The sequence below is a fragment of the Microcoleus sp. PH2017_05_CCC_O_A genome, from assembly GCF_020738785.1.
Taxonomy (GTDB): domain Bacteria; phylum Cyanobacteriota; class Cyanobacteriia; order Cyanobacteriales; family Microcoleaceae; genus Microcoleus.
The window spans coordinates 30,210-47,361 of the sequence record NZ_JAEQCB010000027.1; the positions used below are offsets into that span (position 1 = coordinate 30,210).

Consider the following 17,152-nt stretch of genomic DNA (forward strand, 5'->3'; position numbering starts at 1 on the left):
AGCGGTTTGGAGAGGGTCGATCGAATTTGCTCGATCGACTAGCCATTTTCGACAAGACGTGTTATACTCGAAAAAGTCGAGGGCACGTAGCTCAGTGGATAGAGCATCAGGTTCCGGTCCTGAGGGTCGGGGGTTCAAATCCCTCCGTGCTCACTGAAATTAATAAAAAGATCGATCGTTCGCGATCGATCTTTTTTATGACCAATGTTCAACAGTTGACAGTTGACAGTTGACAGTTGACAGTTGACAGTTGGAGAGCGACCTCTACCCAGAAGGATGAGGATTGGAGTAATGAATAGTCTGATTTTAATTTCTCCCGGGCTTGGGGCTTTCAATCAATTATTTCTGGTAAAGGAGTTCTGGCTGTGCGGGCGATTTCAGAACACAGCAGCGCGCACCGCACACCCTACAACAGACTGCCGATTGTCAAATATCGTCATCGTTTTGACCTTGCACGCCCTGGAGAATCCGCGATAACTCACTCTTCTCATTAACCGAAATCCGAGTTGGAGAACCGCTGATTATCCGTTCGTAGCCACGGAACGAATCTTTAATTTGTGGGCCTCTTTCAGTAATCGTGTATTCTCGAATTCCTTTGTCGTGCCACGAACCGCGCATCTTAAACACATTAATTGCCCGCGACATTTCGCCTCGAATCTCTACATACTGAAGCATGATAATCGTGTCAGTAATTGTAGAAATATGGGAGTCCGTAATCGAATGAGAACCCATAAACTGGTCGCTGGTATTCGTAAAAAAGCCGGTGATTTCTTCCTGCTTCGCAAAACCAGTCACCCCAATCACAAATTGTCTGAAAGCATTATTGCTGACACCCCTAGCTAGGGCTGAAAGCGAGTCTATGGCAATTCGAGAAGGTTTGAACTCAGCAATTTCTGATTTAATCGTCTGCAAGTGGTCTTCCAAGCCCGCAGATTCGGGGTAAGTACACAGCAGCTTCAGCAGTCCTTTGTGTTCCATTTCCTCAAAATCAATGCCCCAAGAATAAGCATTGCGGAACAACTGAGCTCGCGACTCTTCATAGGCAAAAAGTAGTGCCCGATTGCCGTTCATACAAGCATTCTGCAAGAACTTGCTTACCAACAGCGTTTTGCCGGTTCCCGTCGCACCGGTAGCCAAAATAATCGAGTCTTTAAAGAAACCGCCGCCGCACATCTCGTCGAGAGTTTTATCGCCGGAAGAAACCCGCACGTTAGAAGACTTTTGAGTTAATCGCATGGCCCCCAAGGGGAAAATATTAATACCATCATTGGTCATAGTAAAAGGATATTCACCCTTCATGTGAGTTGTACCGCGCAACTTCAAAATTTCGATGGTGCGGCGGCGGCGTTCGCCTTCCAAGACGTTGCGAACAATCACGACATTATCCGACACAAACTCTTCCACTCCAAACCGCGCCACCGGGCCGTATTCTTCAACCCGTTCGGTAGTCATAACTGTAGTTGCGCCTACTTGTTTGAGGCGCGCAACTAAGCGAAAGATTTCTCGGCGCACCACAGATGCAGCTTCGTACTGCTGAAATACGGCTGTTACTGAATCTATAGAAACGCGCTTGGCTTTGTACTTGCGAATGGCGTACTGAATTCGCTCGATTAAAGCAGATAAATCAAAGTTTCCCACAATATCCTGACCTTCTGGATCGGGGGAAGCATCTAAAATAAATAGCTTGCCTTCATCTATTAGCCGTGCCAAATCCCAACCGAAACTGCAAGCATTTTTAATAATATCTGTCGGAGATTCTTCAAAAGTTACGAGGACTCCAGGTTCGTCAAAATGGATGATTCCGTTATATATAAATTGTACGGCAAATAAAGTTTTTCCCGTTCCTGACGTGCCGCTGACTAGGGTGGTTCTGCCGATCGGCATTCCGCCGTGACTGATGTCATCGAAACCCTCAATCATCGTGCGAATCTTTTCAACGCCTGCCGTTACCAATCCTTCTGGTTGCACCGTTTGACTAATTTCATTCATGTCGATTTTTGTCAACTCTCAGTATTCTTTATTTCTCACTCATTAACCCAGCCCATGAGTCTTTATACCCAGCTTGTAATTTGGGTTCTTGCTCAATAACTAATGACTGCTGACTGCGGATCAATGACTGTCTTCTGATTATCTTATGAATTCAGGTCTTCTTCGCGAAGTTCTTCATAGAGCAAATCTAATCCTATCAGAACTTTCTCACGATCGGACAAATCGCCGATAATTTTTCGCACCGGCGGCGGCAGGATTTTCGCCAGGGTGGGGGTTGCTAGAATTTTGTCCTCTTCTGCTAGCTGAGGATTTTTGAGAACGTCTATGACTTTCAGGGCGTAGACTCCTTGAAATTCCTGTTCTAGGATGTCTTTTAGGGTTTTCAAAGCTCGCACTGAGTTGGGAGTGTTCCCGGCAACGTACAGCTTCAGAATGTAGGTTTTCTTCAGAGGACTCATGAACTTTTTTAAATGTTGAGTGTTAGTTGTCAGATGTTAGTTGTAGTTGTTATTGGTCTTGAATCCGCTGTTCTTTGTTATTTTATAATAATTTCAGCGTCACGATCGCGCTGCCGACTGTCTTCTCCTTTCTAGTTTGTTAAATTTTTCCTTGCTTCTTGCTTTTTGCTTCTTGCTTTTGCCAGAAAGAATTGGTTGAAAGCCGGAACCCTTGTAGGGAGAAATTAAAATCAGACTATTCATTACTCGAATCCTCGGACTTCCAGGTAGATGTCGCCCTCATCCCTTCGACTGCACTTGGGGGGCAAGCTGTCAACTGTCAACTGTCAAACGATTTAGGATTTTGGATTTTGGATTTTCGATTGGGGATTGAAGATTTTTAATTGTCAACTGTCAACTGTCAACTCTTCCTTCTTCCTTCTTGCTTCTTCCTTCTTCCTTCTTCCTTCGTGACAACTGTCAACTGTCAACTGTCAACTGTCAACTGTCAACTGAACTTGAGATGTTTCTTTGGGAATCGATCGCCTGTACATCTCGCATAGATGAGCGATCGCGTCAATCAGAGTCAAGCGGTAATCGAGCAATATTTCCTCGCTGCGGCCTTCTAATTTTAGCTGTTTAGCAAATTCGTCCATCAATTCCATGTGAATTTCTACAACTTGAGTCACGGGAACATCGGCAAAAAAAGCTAAATTTACAAATTCATCTATTTGATTGTTGACCGCAGTATCTTCATCAAAATAATTTAAAACGATGTCGCGATAACTTGACTTGAGTTGCTCCAAAAACTTTTGCTTCTCTTCTCCCGAAAGATTTCGTAAAAAAATCTGAGAATTTCTTTTATAATACACACCTAAGTATCCTAATCGCTCCCGTAATTTTTCCGCAAGTCGGCGCTGCTGTCGTTGGAGTAAACTTTGAGCAGTCAATTGGGCCGTGGCATCGACCCTTGCGGATTGGTCATTGACAGGAACCGGAGTTGAAAGTTTCAGAAATTGTGCGATCGCCCGATCGATACTTGTACCTAGGTCGCTCGATCTCGCGATTGGTAGTTGCACCTCAGCCGGGTGATAAAAAAAAGCACAACTTTTTTGATCTTGACTCTTCTCGGCGGTACTCGCCGCGCCCTCCAAAGCATCTGAGGGTGGTGCTTCTTGGCTGCCATCCCCTGCCGGCTGGGGCAAAAAAAACACAGCAGGTAAAAAGAGCGATCGTTCTTGCAGCTTGCTCAAAAGCAATTGCAAATCCCTATCTACGTCATCTACGTCAAAAACCAAACAATCGAGGTGGTAATTGTGCTTGAGGAATCCCAAAAACTCCACCGCCGATTTAATGTGCGTTAACGTATAGCGTTCCCCGCTCAAAAGCTCGATCGCATCGCTGGCATTTTTTTCAGAGCGGATAAAAATACCGATCGACAGTTGGGGCAGCAAACCTCTAGGTGAACTACCCAAGTTGCCCGAAAGTGCTGGATCGCTCAGAGTTGATATCTCCTTATATAATAAAATACTTAACATTTTAACAATCATTTAAACATTTATTGTAACCAATCTTAACTGCAAAATATGGCGATCGGCTTTTAGCAGCGGGATCGTCAGAGTGTACTTATTGGCAGATGTGTCAAGCACCCCTATCCTGATTTCTGCAATTAAGCTTAAGGCTTAAAATAATTGGTAGTTGCCTCAAATCAGGTGCAGGCATCAAATTCGTAGGTCTCGGTGCAGATCCGGGGCTCGATCGAGAACTGGTATAAAACTAAATAAGATACAAAAGATCGGCAGCTACATTGGTATCAAAAATATTACTGCTATTGATAGCAGACTCTCAGGTTTGTTATGTCAACCACCAGCCCCAGTCTCAACAATTTTATCGAGCTAGTGCCCCTGTGCCTCCAAACGGCGGCGCTATCATCGCTACAGTCAATTTTCAGCCAGGGCAACTGCGATCGAATTGCAGTAGTCAACGAACAGCTACAACCCCTAGGATTAGTTTACCTGAGCCGCTTTTGGGTCTGGGCGATCGATCGCACAAACGACTGGGAGCAACCTTTGTCAGCAAGTTCGCTGCCGATCGAGCCGATCCGGGTAATCCCTGGGACTCTGAGCGTCAGCGAATTCTGGGAATATTTGCAAATAGAGGAACTTAACACCCCTGCGGAGTCTGGCCTTAGCGCCGGTGGTGGCTCCAAAAGCCCGATCGGCCTGACAGATGCCAGCGGGAAATTTTTAGGAATGCTAGAGTGTCAGAGCCTGCTGCAATTCGCCGCAGTTAACAGCAGCCTGAGGCCCGAAGCCACAGCAGTCAAAGAAATTGAATTAACCACGGTTTCCGCAGCCATCGCCACAGCCCTAGGATCTCAAGTGCGCTTCCTAGAAGCAGGATTGAAACCCTCGGAAAACCTCAACTCCCTAGTCCAACTCCTAGAAAAACTGCCCCTACCCCTGAGATTGCAAACTCCCACCGGCCAAATAGTCAGCCAAAACGCAGCGTGGCGGATTTTGCTGGGAGCTGGCCCAGATCCAGTTCCCGAACCAACAGCAAATTTGGGCAAACACTCGCCCCACAAACCAAGCCATGTAGCAACAGAATACAAGAGCGTTGAAGTAGATGCCGTCACATCTGAGTGCAGGAGCCTAGTAGGAGCAAGTCGATCGGGCGAGGGGCTGCGGGATAGCTTCGCCGCGCGTGATGGAACCGCAGCCACCAGTTGTCCGCTACCCCTGTACGCCGCCGCCTCTCCATCTACCTTAACCGCTCCAGCTTGGTGTCCCACCGCCGGCAAACCAGATACATATATTTGTGATTGTCCCGTACAAACAGGTCAAGAACGGATCTGGCAATTTGTCAAACAGCCTCTCTCAAATCAACTAATTTTAGTAATGGGACAAGATGTCACCGAAGAACATTTAGTCGCCAAAGAACTAGCAGCAAAAAACGCAGATTTAATCCACCTCAACCGACTAAAAGACGAATTTTTGTCCTGCATCAGCCACGAACTAAAAACCCCTCTCACCGCCGTCCTCGGTTTGTCCAGCCTCCTCAAAGATAAATTGATCGGAGAACTCAACGATCGCCAAACACGCTACGCCAAACTAATCCATCAAAGCGGGCGGCATTTGATGACAATAGTGAACGACATTTTAGACTTGACCCGCATGGAAACCGGGCAGCTAGAACTAATTCCCGAACCAGTCGAAATAGCAGCCACCTGCAAAAGAGCCTTTGAACAAGCAAAACAACTGCAACAGCAAGAAGAAAAATCACCTTCCCAGCCCAGCCAAACCAAGGGCGAAGCTTCTCAAGAAGAACCACCTGTAAAAATTGAATTTACACTCGAAATAGAGCCGGGACTGAGCTATTTAATTGCCGACGAACTAAGGCTGCGGCAAATGCTCGTTAACTTGCTTTCCAACGCCCTAAAATTCACCGAAGCTGGCGGCAAAATAGGATTGAAAGTAAATGTTTGGGAAGGTTGGCTCGCCTTCACAGTTTGGGATACCGGCATCGGCATCCCGGCTGACAAACAGCACCTGATCTTTCAGAAATTTCAACAGCTTGAAAGCCCGCTCACCAGGCGCTTTCAAGGAACCGGACTGGGACTGGTACTGACTCAACGGCTCGCCCGTCTCCACGGCGGAGACGTTTCGTTTATTTCCTCAGAAAACCAAGGCTCTGAATTTACATTGTTGCTGCCCCCAAATCCTCCGGGAAATAGCGGGGAAGAATTCCCAGCACATACAGGGAACGAGGAAGAATTATTCAAACCAAAATATCAGATTCCGATCGCCAATTCTCGCTCTCGTTTAGTGTTAATAGTCGAAGCAGTTCCTAAATATATCGAAGATTTAAGCAAAGTCCTCTCTGGTTTGGGCTACCAAGTAATAGTCGCCCGTTCCGGCACCGAAGCGCTGGAAAAAGCTCGCAGGTTCAGTCCCGAAGCGATTTTCCTCAACCCGCTGCTGCCGCTGCTGTCCGGCTGGGACGTGCTGACGCTGCTGAAGAGCGATCCGGATACTCGATCGATTCCGGCGATCGTCACAGCCACCAGAGGCGAAAAAGAACGGGCTTCTGTCAACCGCGCCGAAGGCTTTTTGAGCTTGCCGGTGGAAGAAGCCGCTTTACGGCGGCTGTTGGCAGACTCGATCGGTCGCCCCGATGCCAGTACGAGCAAGGTCAGGAGTTCTTTAACCGTGTTGTGGCTCAGCCCGCAAAACAGTTCTTCTCAAGGTTCTGCTTTACTCCTTAACCCCAACTACTGCCGAGTTTTGGAAGCAGACGACCTCGGCCAAGCAGAACTCGTGGCGCGAATTTGGCGGCCCGATGCGATCGTCTTGGACAGTACGAGCCAACTGCAAAACCCCTTAGCTTTTATCGAACAGTTAAGTCTGTCTCGAAATTTGGGTTCTCTGCCCTTAGTGACTTTAGACCCCGTAACGACGCAACTAGCAAATCAAGTCAAAGGATTGTCGGTATTTCCCTGTTTGTCAGGCGGGAGTCCTGAAGGCAGTGAAACCTCAGGCAACGGGTTGAGGGCATCTGCCTTGTGGCAAGTGATTCAAGTAGCTGCGGGCATGAGTTGGAAGCCCAGCATTTTATTTGCTGACATTTTGACATTACCGGACTTGCACTGCACGACTCGGGGGAATCCGACGGGAGAATTGGCAAAGGGCGATCGATCGACCAAAGCCGAGATTCCCGTACCCCATGCCAAGTTTTCTACTCCCAACTTTCAAGCTTTGATTCAGTACATCCAAACGGCCGGCTTTCGAGGGGCGATCGCTCCCTGCTGGACAGAAGTTTTGCAGCAATTGCAATATCAAAGTGTGGACTTAGTGTTGCTGTGCTTGCGCGATACTCCCTCAGAATCGTCCGCGATGCTGCAAGCGCTATCGAACCTGCGGCAAATGGCTGTCAAACTGCCAATTTTAGTCTGGGACGATCGCTCTGCTGTAAATTCGGAATCGGAGGCGATCGACTTTCTGCTGCAAGAAGTATCTGCCAAAATTTTGCCTTCTTCCTTGTCAGCAGCACAATTGTTAGACAAAATTCAACAGAGCATTCAGGGGTAGAAGAGGTTCATAACAATTAACCTAATTATCTTGGCAATTACTGATTGATTCGCCTACAATGACTTATTTACTATAAAAGTCGAACCATCAGGACACGGCAATGCCCATTGGTGTCAACTTAAGCTCAAACCCAGTCACAGATCGCTGTTTGACCATTAAACTTAGATCCCCCCTAGCCCCCCTTAGGTCGGGGGGGACAAGAAGTTACTCAAAGTCCCCCTTCTTAAGGGGGATTTAGGGGGATCTAGACTTGGCATAAAACCCAGATTTCTCAAGGGTTTCAGCCTTGAGTTGACACCAATGGGCTCTTGGAGTGTCCCTACAATTAATCGGGCGATGGTTATATCTTTTGATTGGGCGATGACGTTCCGCCCCGCAAGCTACGATTATTTTGTGGTAGAGAAACGGCATTGCCGTGTCCAGAGTTGCCGTGTTGTCTATCATCAAACCAGAAATAAATAAACAATTGGAGCGAAATCTATGACGAGTACACCTAAAATTTCGGAACTCGCCGTCATTGATTCCAGAGTAGAAGATTTCTCAACTCTCGCCGCCAGCGTCAAACCGGGAACAGAAGTAATTGTACTCAACCCCGAAACGGACGGAATAGAACAAATTGCCACCGCACTGAAAAACCGTACCGATATCAAAGCCGTTCACATCATCTCCCACGGCGAACCGGGAAGTTTGTTATTAGGTTCAACACAACTAAAATCAGACAATCTCGATAGCTATCAAAAATCTTTAAAACAGTGGTTCTCGCCATCAATTTCAAATTCCACACCTGACATTCTCCTCTACGGTTGCGAAGTTGCTCAAGGAGAACAAGGCAATAAGTTCATCTCAAAATTAAGCGAAATCACAGGCGCAGATGTTGCCGCTTCCGACGACTTAACCGGCAATGCAGAATTAGGCGGCGACTGGATCTTAGAAAAAGCAACTGGAAATATTGAAACACCTTTAGCCTTTCAAATTGGAGTAATGGCAGCTTACAAAAGTGTCTTGCCTAACTTTAATGTCACAGATACTGTCACTCTTGCTAATGCAATTAACACTTCTATTGACAGCGATACAATAACTTTACTCAACAACATTACTCTCAATGCTGACCTGCCAATTATTACTAAAAATTTAAATTTTATTGGCAACGGTTTCGGAGTTAGCGGTAACAATACTAGGCGAGTTTTTTGGATCGGGAACGATGTCGCTCAACCTCCGACGCTGACTACTCCTACTGTTAATTTTACTAATCTGAAAATTATCAACGGATTGGCTAAAGGTGGCAATGGCGGTAACGGTTTTACGGGTGGAGGTGGAGGTGCGGGATTAGGAGGCGGTGTTTTTATTCTGAATGGAAATGTCACGTTTAATCGAGTGATATTTGATGGCAATAGGGCGATCGGCGGTAATGGCGGCAACGGCATTACAGGGGTCAATGCAGGCGGTGGTGGCGGGGGAATGTTTGGCAATGGCGGTGACGGCGGTGCAACTGGTGGAGGCGGAGGAGGCGGTTTAGCGGGCAATGGTGCAAACGGTACGGCCAACGGCGGTAACGGGGGTGGTGGCGGTTTGCTTGGGGGTGCTGCGGGTACTGGTGGCGTTTTAAGTCCAGGTACTGATGGCGGTAACGGCGCAGGTGGTGGTGGTGGCGGTGGTAGCCCTAACTTTAACCCGAGTAATGGTGCGATCGGTGGTTTTGGCGGTGGCAATGGTGGAGGCGGCAGCATCGGTGACGGCGGTAATAGCTTTTTCTCTATTCCGTTCCCAAACTTCGGTGGGGGCGGTGGTGGTGCTGGTGGTAGCAACGGTGGCTTTATTGGCAGGCGTGGCTACAGTGATTTAGGAGGAGATGGTGGTGGCGGTGGTATTACTATTAGTAGGGCCGCTCCAATAGGCTGGGGCGGTGATGGTGCTGGAGGTGGCGGTGGCGGCGGCAGGGGACTAGGAGGTGCGATTTTTTATCAAAGCTCAGGCAGTCTTACCATCATTGACAGCACCTTCACTAACAACTTAGCAACAGGCGGTGCTGGTGGCATTGGCAGCACAGCTAATAATGGCTTGGCTAATTTGGGTTCAGGTGGCGCTATTTTTACGAGAGGTACAGTAACGGTAACTAACAGCAGTTTCTCTGGCAACATAGCCAATAATAACAGCAGTGAAAATGCGGGTTTGGGAGGGGCGATCGCTGTTATAGGAAATGTCAGCTTGACGGGTTCAACTATCTCCAACAACACGGCAGGTATTGGAGGCGGTGTTTACAACGAGGTTAGCGGAACTCTCACCGTAACCAACAGCACTATCTCCGGCAACACAGCTAACAGCACATTTGGTGCAGGAGGAAATGGCGGTGGGATTGCCAACTTTGGCGGTGACATTTCCTTCCCTGGAGGCAGTCTTACTGTAACTAATAGCACTATCTCCGGCAACACAGCGAGTAACTTTGGTGGAGGAATTTCTAATTGGGGAGTTGCAACCCTAACTAACAATACAATTGCGCTCAATCAAGTCACAGCAGGCAACGGTGGCGGAGTTTCTAATTTTCCTTCCGGCCCTACTCCTACCACAAATGTCAACAACACGATCGTCGCTGGCAACACCGCTACAACAAACCCCGATGTCAATGGCACTTTTAACGGCAATAAAAATAATTTAATTGGCAATCTTACAGGCAGCACCGGTTTCAATACCGCAGGTACTGACAAATCTTTCGCTACCCTCGGCATTACCAATATTAATCAAGTTCTCAATCCAACTTTAGCCCTGAATAACGCGCCAACTAATTCGCCTTTAACTCACGCACTGATTTCCAGCAGTCCTGCGATCGACACTGGAAATAATGCTAACATTCCCACAGTAATTACTACCGACCAACGCGGGACGGGTTTTCCGCGAATTCAAAATGCTACTGTCGATATCGGTGCATTTGAGTTGCCACCACCGATTATTAATGTCTCGGAAAATGGTGTCAATATTCCCGATAACACTGGCAGTGTTAATTTTGGCATTACTCCTGTCGGCACTCCGATTACTAAAACTTTTACTGTCACGAATACGGGTGCAGCTAATGTAGTTCTAAAGCCTTTAATCGCTCCTGCTGGCTTCAGTTTGACCAGCAATTTAGGTGCGACAACTCTCGCCCCTGGTGCATCGACAACCTTTGCACTGACATTTCCCGGTGTCAGCAATACCAGCAATACGCTTTCGTTTCCGAACAATGTTATCAGTCAAAACCCGTTTGACTTTACGATTAGCGGTACTGTTGCCAATATTCCGACGGTTAGTTCGATCGCCCGTACCACACCTAATCCAACGAATGCTACGACTGTTAACTATACGGTAACATTCAACGAAAACGTTACCGGAGTTGACGCCACAGATTTTGCGGTGACGGGGACGGGGGTAACAGGAAGTGCGATCGCATCTTTAACAGGTAGCGGCAATACCTACACAGTAACAGTCAACACCGGCACTGGCGACGGCATTTTAGGATTAAATCTCGTCGATGACGACAGCATCAAAAATGCTGCAAATTTGCCGCTAGGCGCTACGGGTGCGGGAAATGGCAATTTTACAGGGCCGATTTACGCGATCGACAAAACTCCTCCTACTGCCAGTTTGACTCCGGTTGGTGCGATCGCGACAGCCGGCGGTAGCAGTCAAACTTTAACTGTGACATATGGCGATGCAAGTGCGATATCTTCCTCAACTCTCGACAGCAGCGACATCCTCGTCACGAATGCCAGCGGTTTCAGTCAATCGGGAACCCTGGTAAGTTTTGCACCTGCTGGAGACGGTACGCCTCGCGCTGCAATTTATCAAATTGTACCTCCAGGCGGTACTTGGGACAGCGCGGACAACGGCACTTACAGCGTGCAGTTGCAAGCAAACCAGGTAAGCGATACTGCTGGCAATTTAGCGGCGACAAGGGTTTTGGGAACTTTCGCTGTGAATGTTGCAACTCCAACTCCCAATCCAACTCCAACTCCGACTCCCAATCCAACTCCGACTCCCAATCCAACTCCGACTCCCAATCCAACTCCGACTCCCAATCCAACTCCGACTCCAACTCCAACTCCGACTCCCAATCCAACTCCAACTCCCAATCCAACGCCAACGCCAACTCCAACTCCGACGCCAACTCCAACTCCAACTCCGACTCCAAATCCAACTCCGACTCCCAATCCAACTCCCAATCCAACTCCAACTCCGACTCCAAATCCAACTCCCAATCCAACGCCAACTCCCAATCCAACTCCAACTCCCAATCCAACGCCAACTCCCAATCCAACTCCGACGCCAACACCTACACCGACGCCAACTTCGACGCCAACACCTACACCGACGCCAACACCTACACCGACTGATACGCCGACACCAACGCCAACTCCAACTCCGACTGATACGCCGACGCCGACACCAACGCCAACACCGATTGATACGCAAACTCCGGCACCAACGCCGACTCCAGCCGATCGCACTTTCAATGACTGTATTTGCGATCTTATCGATCGCCCGGATCTCAATAAACCCCATAGTGCCGATAATATTATCAACAGCAACGGCGGTAGCGAAATTCAGTTTGGTACTGCCGGAAATGATGCTTTTTTTGGCAGCATAAATCCCAATTTATTTGCAGCGGAAACAGGCGATGACAACTTAATCGGCGGTGAAGCAAACGACACTTTTAACGGCAATGAAGACAATGATTTTATCGATGGCAATCAAGGAGACGACCTGCTTTTTGGCGGCAAAAATCAAGACTTTATCCTCGGCAATGAAGGTCAAGATTCAATATATGGAAATCTCGGCAGTGATTCAATTAACGGCGGCGAGCAAAGCGATTTAATTAACGGCTGTGAAGGTGATGATTTTATCGAGGGCGACCAAGGAAATGACAGCTTGCTTGGTGGCAAAGATAACGATCTAATTCTCGGCAGTCAAGGTGAAGATTCGCTGTTAGGTAACATGGGCGACGATACTGTTTGCGGTGGAGAAGGTAACGATTTATTGAGGGGCGATGAAAATAACGATCTGTTAGATGGTAGTGCCGGAAATGACTGTATTTACGGAGGCGAAAATAGCGACACTCTCATCGGTTGCAGCGGTAACGATACCTTGAGCGGCGATTTGGGTAATGACAATCTTTGGGGAGGTACAGGTAACGATGTATTTGTGTTAGTTTCCAATGGCGGATTCGATACAATTGGCGACTTTACTGTGGGTGAGGACAAGTTGGCATTAGCACCGGGATTGACGTTTGATATGCTGAGGATTACTCAACGAGAAGGCGCAACTTTTATTAGTTTGAGCAGTGGCGAACCTTTGGCAACTATTTTAGGGGTGCAAGCTAGTGCGATCGCCCTTAATATAATCTAGTCCTGCAAGGCTTATTTGGAGAATTATGGGTTATCATAGGCGATCGAGAAACCATTATATTTTTTGCTGGGGCTGATCGCGTGCCTAATCGTCTTCCTCTAATATCTCTGCTGCTCGCACTCGGTTTGTGGACAATGCCCAAGCCCGTTGCCTGTCAGGCACTCCTGCCTTACACCCTGCAAATCGACTCAGCCGGACTCGAACAGACAGCCTTGAGCCTTGCAGAACGAGCCGTTCAGCTAGCGAGACTCCAGCAGTTCCAACTCGCCGTCCCCAGCGCCGAACTCGCGACGCAGTTAGCCCCCAAGAATGCTCAAACTTGGACTTTGTTAGGCAGCTTGTACCTTCAAATCGAGCAGTTTGACAAAGGCATTGAAGCTTTAGGGCAAGCTCAATCTCTGTCGCCAGAAAATGCGTCAATTAAATTTGTCTTGGGAGAAGCTCACTTTCGGAAAGCGAACTACGAGAAAGCAGCCGAATACTTGCAAGCAGGGTTAAAAATAAAGCCCGACACTCCGGGCGCATTATTTGATTTAGGTAACGCTTTTTACAAGCTAAAGCAGTTCGATCGCGCGATCGCCCAATATGAAAAAGCCTTTGCTTTAGAAAAAAAACTCTGGCCCGCTATCAACAATATTGGATTGGTCAAATACGAAATGGGAGATATCGATAACGCCATCCGCCGCTGGCAAGAAGCGATCGCGATCGACGACAAAGCAGCAGAACCAATGCTAGCTCTAGCAGTAGCACTTTACACCAAAGGCGACAAAGAAAAAGGTTTATCCCTGGGAGAAGCCGCCCTGAAATTGGACAAACGCTATGCCACAGTAACTTTTCTCAAAGACAACCTCTGGGGCGATCGCTTGATTGCAGCCACCCAAAACTTCCTGGCAACTCCCCAAATTAAAGCAGCACTCGCCAAAATTCAAGACGCCCCACCATCTCCCCAATTGTAACTAGAATTCTAGTTAGGTTAGTCGTGAGGATGGAGAGTCCTAAAAGCATTTTTTAGCTGAGGAGCCGTGTAAAAATAACTTGATCAGGTGCATTGCTAAACTGTATTTAATTTAAAGGCTCCAATTAAAAAGTTACGCAACTTATTTTTACATGATTCCTGAGCAAAAATGTACTCTTGGATATGGATTCCAAGGCAGATCCTTAGAATCAGTTAATCCAATCTCCAATTTGAAATCTAAAATCTAAAATCCCAAGTCTAAAATAATATTACCAAGAAGAATGGGTTTAAAGTTTAAAGCCTCCTCCTTTTAGGGGAAAATAAAACAAAATTATTCATTGCTCCAATCCTCTTCGTTTTATGGAGAGATAGCTGTCCCAGCTCAACTGTCAACTGTCAACTGTCAACTGCCGACTTTCAAGTCGATACAGTCAACGGCCCCACCAACTCTCAATCCCGCTTGCGCCTCTTCGGAAAAACCGAATCCGATGTGAGAGTCACCCTGTACCGCGACAATCATGGCTGGTGTCCCTATTGCCAAAAAATCTGGCTGTGGTTGGAAGAAAAACAAATTCCCTACCGCATTGAAAAAGTTACCATGTTCTGCTATGGGGCAAAAGAAAGTTGGTACAAGCGTAAAGTGCCGTCGGGAATGTTACCCGCGATCGAACTAGACGGCCGCATCATTACCGAAAGCGATGATATCTTAATCGCCCTCGAACAAGTCTTCGGCCCCTTGAGTTTGGGCATGAAAAACCCCGAAGTCCTTCCGCTGCGGCGCCTAGAGCGACTGCTGTTTAGAGCGTGGTGCTCTTGGCTGTGCTACCCGGCGAGTTCAACCGCAATAGAACAACACAACCGCAAGCAATTTATCAGCGTCGTCGCCGATGTCGAAGCAGCACTCGCGCGATCGCCCGGGCCATATTTTCTGGATGAGTTTGGCACTGCGGATGTAATTTTTACGCCCTACGTCGAACGGATGAATGCCAGTCTTTATTACTACAAGGGATATTCCATGCGGGAAGAAAACCCGCGCTTTGCTGACTGGTTTGCAGGGATGGAAAGTCGCCCCACCTATCGCGGCACTCAAAGCGACTTCCACACGCACGTCCACGATTTGCCACCTCAAATGGGCGGGTGCTATGAAAACGGTGAACCGCAGATGCTAGTCAACAAAACCCGCGTAGATAATGGGCCTTGGGCCGGACTCCCGGATGTCATGTATCCAGAACCGGAAACCTCCCGCGCTGAAGCACTCCAGCGCGTCATCAAACACCGCCACAAGATCGTTCAAGTCAACCCTGCTGATGACAACTTATTCGATGAGGCTTTGCGCTGTGCTTTAACTTTGATGGTGACTGGCGAAAGTTGTACGCCGCCGGTTGGTTCTGATGGGGCTTTGCGGTATTTGCGCGATCGGGTAAATGTGCCCCGCGATATGTCCATTTACGCGGCCAAACGGCTGAGGGAAAGCTTAGAGGAAACTGCCGCCCTCGTGGGTGACGGTCAAGGTGAGCCTATTCCCGTGAAGCACCGGCGAGATCAAGATCCGGCTAATTTTGTATAGGGGGGCGATCGGAATCAGGCGAAACGATCGTTGCTGCTGCTGGCGCAATGACTCACGCGCTTAGTTGGTGATGCAGGAGAATAATCGATCTGACGGGGTGACAGGTTGCCTGAAAATCAGACAGTCCGGCAATCCTAGACAAATCGCCTAAAAAAAGATAGGGCAAGAAAGCTTCGGGAGCATCTCAGTTTTGCATTTGTAGTGCTGTCCCCGCTCGCACTCAAAGAAAAAATGCTTTTTACCAAAATGAGATGCTCCCTTTAGAAACTTTCCATTAAGGTTTTTTCTTGAGCGTAAACATCGCGCAATTGTTGCAATGCTGAGGCAGAAATTACCAATTTAACTGTAGCGACTAATTTACCCCACTCGTGCAAGCTGTCAACTGAAACAGCGGCTTTGAAGTTGTACGTATAAAATTTAGTCCAAAATTCTGGTGCTTGGGTGCGTTTCCAGCGTTTGTACCAGCCGAGATAGTCTTGGGTGCAGGCCGGTTTTACTTCTAAGATTGGGGGGAAATCGGCGTAGCTGACGAATCTGCTGAGGCCTTTGGCGTGTACGTACACCATGTTGTGACAGCATTCGATTCGGTAAATTTGGTCGGGCGTGATGTTGAACAAAAGTGCTACGGTTTCTTCGGTGACAAATCTCGATCGCGGATTGACCATCAACGATTTGTGAATAATTTTTGAGGCGCCGATCGCTGACGACGATCTTAACTGATTCTCTAATATCATTGTAGTTGCATCTGGTGGTGGTAGCTCAGTCTATCTGCTAGGTGCGATCGACAGTAATTATCTCTCGGCATTAATTATAACGGGCGATCGCCTTTAGTTTCGTTGACTCTGCCGCCAAACGGATACAAGCGCCGATTTCTCCCGTAAGCGGCCCCAAATTTTAGACCAACGTTCCAGCTTCTAGATTCATCTTTAGAGTCAATCTAAAATCTAAAATCTAAAATCTAAAATCGAATGACCTGGGCGATCGCTTTTTGCTATATTATACTAAATCCAAAATTTTGTAAATAGTTTATATGAGTAAAGGTTTAGTCAGGTTGCGGGTTCGAGAGTTGGCGGCCGAGAAGGGATGGACGCTGAAGGAGGTTGCCCAGCGATCGGGCGTGGGGTACAGTACGATTAGCAATTATGCCCGCTCTCAGGGGATGGCGATGGTTGACTTTGCCGCAGTGTACAAGTTGGCCCGCACTTTTGACGTGATGATTGAGGATTTTGTGGTCATCATGGAAAAGTAGGTGCTGTTTGGCGATCGAGTTTTGATTGGGCGATCGACCTTTTGGTGGAAATTATAGCAGTTTTAAATGCGATCGACAATTGCCCCGAAATTCGGACACGGCAGTGCCGTTTCCCTGCGGGAAATTTGACGATCAAAGCAACAGTAATTGTAGGGTGTGGATCCTGCGAAGAATCCCTAACTTGCATATCGAAAATCTCAAAGATCCGCACCTCTGCACTCGCCCGATCGCAAATAAAGTCGATCGCCTACAATCAAACTAACCCCCTAGAGCCTGAAAATAGGATAACTGTCAAACTTTCTTTTGCATTCCGCCATTTCCTAACTCTTAAACTGCAAATACTCCATTTTAAAATCTAATACGGTTTACTTAAGATTGTCTTTCGAGAGGAACGAAGCAAACTGTATCTATTTTTCATGGGAGTTTCACGACTAGCAGTACATGAGTGAACCGTATTGCTTTATATATAAGAAAGAGCGCTGAAGCGCA

General features: G+C 47.6%; 11 protein-coding genes and 1 tRNA gene. 6 read left to right on the top strand and 6 right to left on the bottom strand.

Translation table 11 applies throughout. The features are described 5' to 3' along the window. The first annotated feature begins 80 nt into the window (after window positions 1–80). Window positions 81–153, top strand: a tRNA-Arg gene (locus tag JGK20_RS08460). A 273-nt stretch (window positions 154–426) separates the two neighbouring features. On the opposite strand, the gene kaiC is transcribed toward JGK20_RS08460, so the two are convergent. From kaiC to JGK20_RS08480, 4 genes are all read right to left on the bottom strand, one after another. Next, on the bottom strand, window positions 427–1,989 hold the full coding sequence (gene kaiC, locus JGK20_RS08465; RefSeq protein ID WP_293175649.1) for a circadian clock protein KaiC: 1,563 nt from the start codon (window positions 1,987–1,989) through the stop codon (window positions 427–429). Window positions 1,990–2,132: 143 nt separating this feature from the next. Further along, entirely contained in the window at window positions 2,133–2,447 is a 315-nt protein-coding gene (gene kaiB / locus JGK20_RS08470) for a circadian clock protein KaiB (protein ID WP_265233654.1), read from the bottom strand. Between the two features lie 99 nt (window positions 2,448–2,546). After that, on the bottom strand, window positions 2,547–2,690 hold the full coding sequence (locus tag JGK20_RS08475) for a hypothetical protein (protein ID WP_293189783.1): 144 nt from the start codon (window positions 2,688–2,690) through the stop codon (window positions 2,547–2,549). Between the two features lie 230 nt (window positions 2,691–2,920). Next, window positions 2,921–3,976 (bottom strand): circadian clock protein KaiA, encoded by a 1,056-nt coding sequence (locus JGK20_RS08480; protein ID WP_366034548.1) that lies wholly within the window; start codon window positions 3,974–3,976, stop codon window positions 2,921–2,923. Between the two features lie 306 nt (window positions 3,977–4,282). Between JGK20_RS08480 and JGK20_RS08485 the strand changes: the two genes are divergently transcribed. The 4 genes from JGK20_RS08485 (at window position 4,283) to JGK20_RS08500 (ending at window position 15,414) form a co-directional block, all read left to right on the top strand. Further along, on the top strand, window positions 4,283–7,516 hold the full coding sequence (locus JGK20_RS08485) for a hybrid sensor histidine kinase/response regulator (protein WP_293230053.1): 3,234 nt from the start codon (window positions 4,283–4,285) through the stop codon (window positions 7,514–7,516). A gap of 480 nt (window positions 7,517–7,996) precedes the next feature. After that, window positions 7,997–12,892, top strand: coding sequence for a DUF4347 domain-containing protein (locus tag JGK20_RS08490; RefSeq protein ID WP_293230056.1), 4,896 nt, complete (start codon window positions 7,997–7,999; stop codon window positions 12,890–12,892). Window positions 12,893–12,972: 80 nt separating this feature from the next. Beyond that, window positions 12,973–13,848 (top strand): tetratricopeptide repeat protein, encoded by an 876-nt coding sequence (locus JGK20_RS08495; protein WP_293175643.1) that lies wholly within the window; start codon window positions 12,973–12,975, stop codon window positions 13,846–13,848. A gap of 399 nt (window positions 13,849–14,247) precedes the next feature. Further along, entirely contained in the window at window positions 14,248–15,414 is a 1,167-nt protein-coding gene (locus JGK20_RS08500; RefSeq protein ID WP_293230066.1) for a glutathione S-transferase family protein, read from the top strand. A 260-nt stretch (window positions 15,415–15,674) separates the two neighbouring features. Here JGK20_RS08500 and JGK20_RS08505 read toward each other — a convergent pair whose 3' ends face one another. Then, entirely contained in the window at window positions 15,675–16,148 is a 474-nt protein-coding gene (locus tag JGK20_RS08505; RefSeq protein ID WP_293189789.1) for a hypothetical protein, read from the bottom strand. A 296-nt stretch (window positions 16,149–16,444) separates the two neighbouring features. On the opposite strand from JGK20_RS08505, the gene JGK20_RS08510 reads away from it, so the two are divergent. After that, complete coding sequence (locus tag JGK20_RS08510; protein WP_293175639.1) at window positions 16,445–16,663, top strand: helix-turn-helix transcriptional regulator; 219 nt, start codon at window positions 16,445–16,447, stop codon at window positions 16,661–16,663. Here the strand turns inward: JGK20_RS08510 and JGK20_RS08515 are convergent. Then, a complete protein-coding gene (locus JGK20_RS08515) occupies window positions 16,650–16,850 on the bottom strand; it encodes a hypothetical protein (protein ID WP_293175637.1) in 201 nt (66 codons plus the stop codon). The two genes, JGK20_RS08510 and JGK20_RS08515, sit on opposite strands and share 14 nt — an antisense overlap. Window positions 16,851–17,152: the final 302 nt, after the last annotated feature.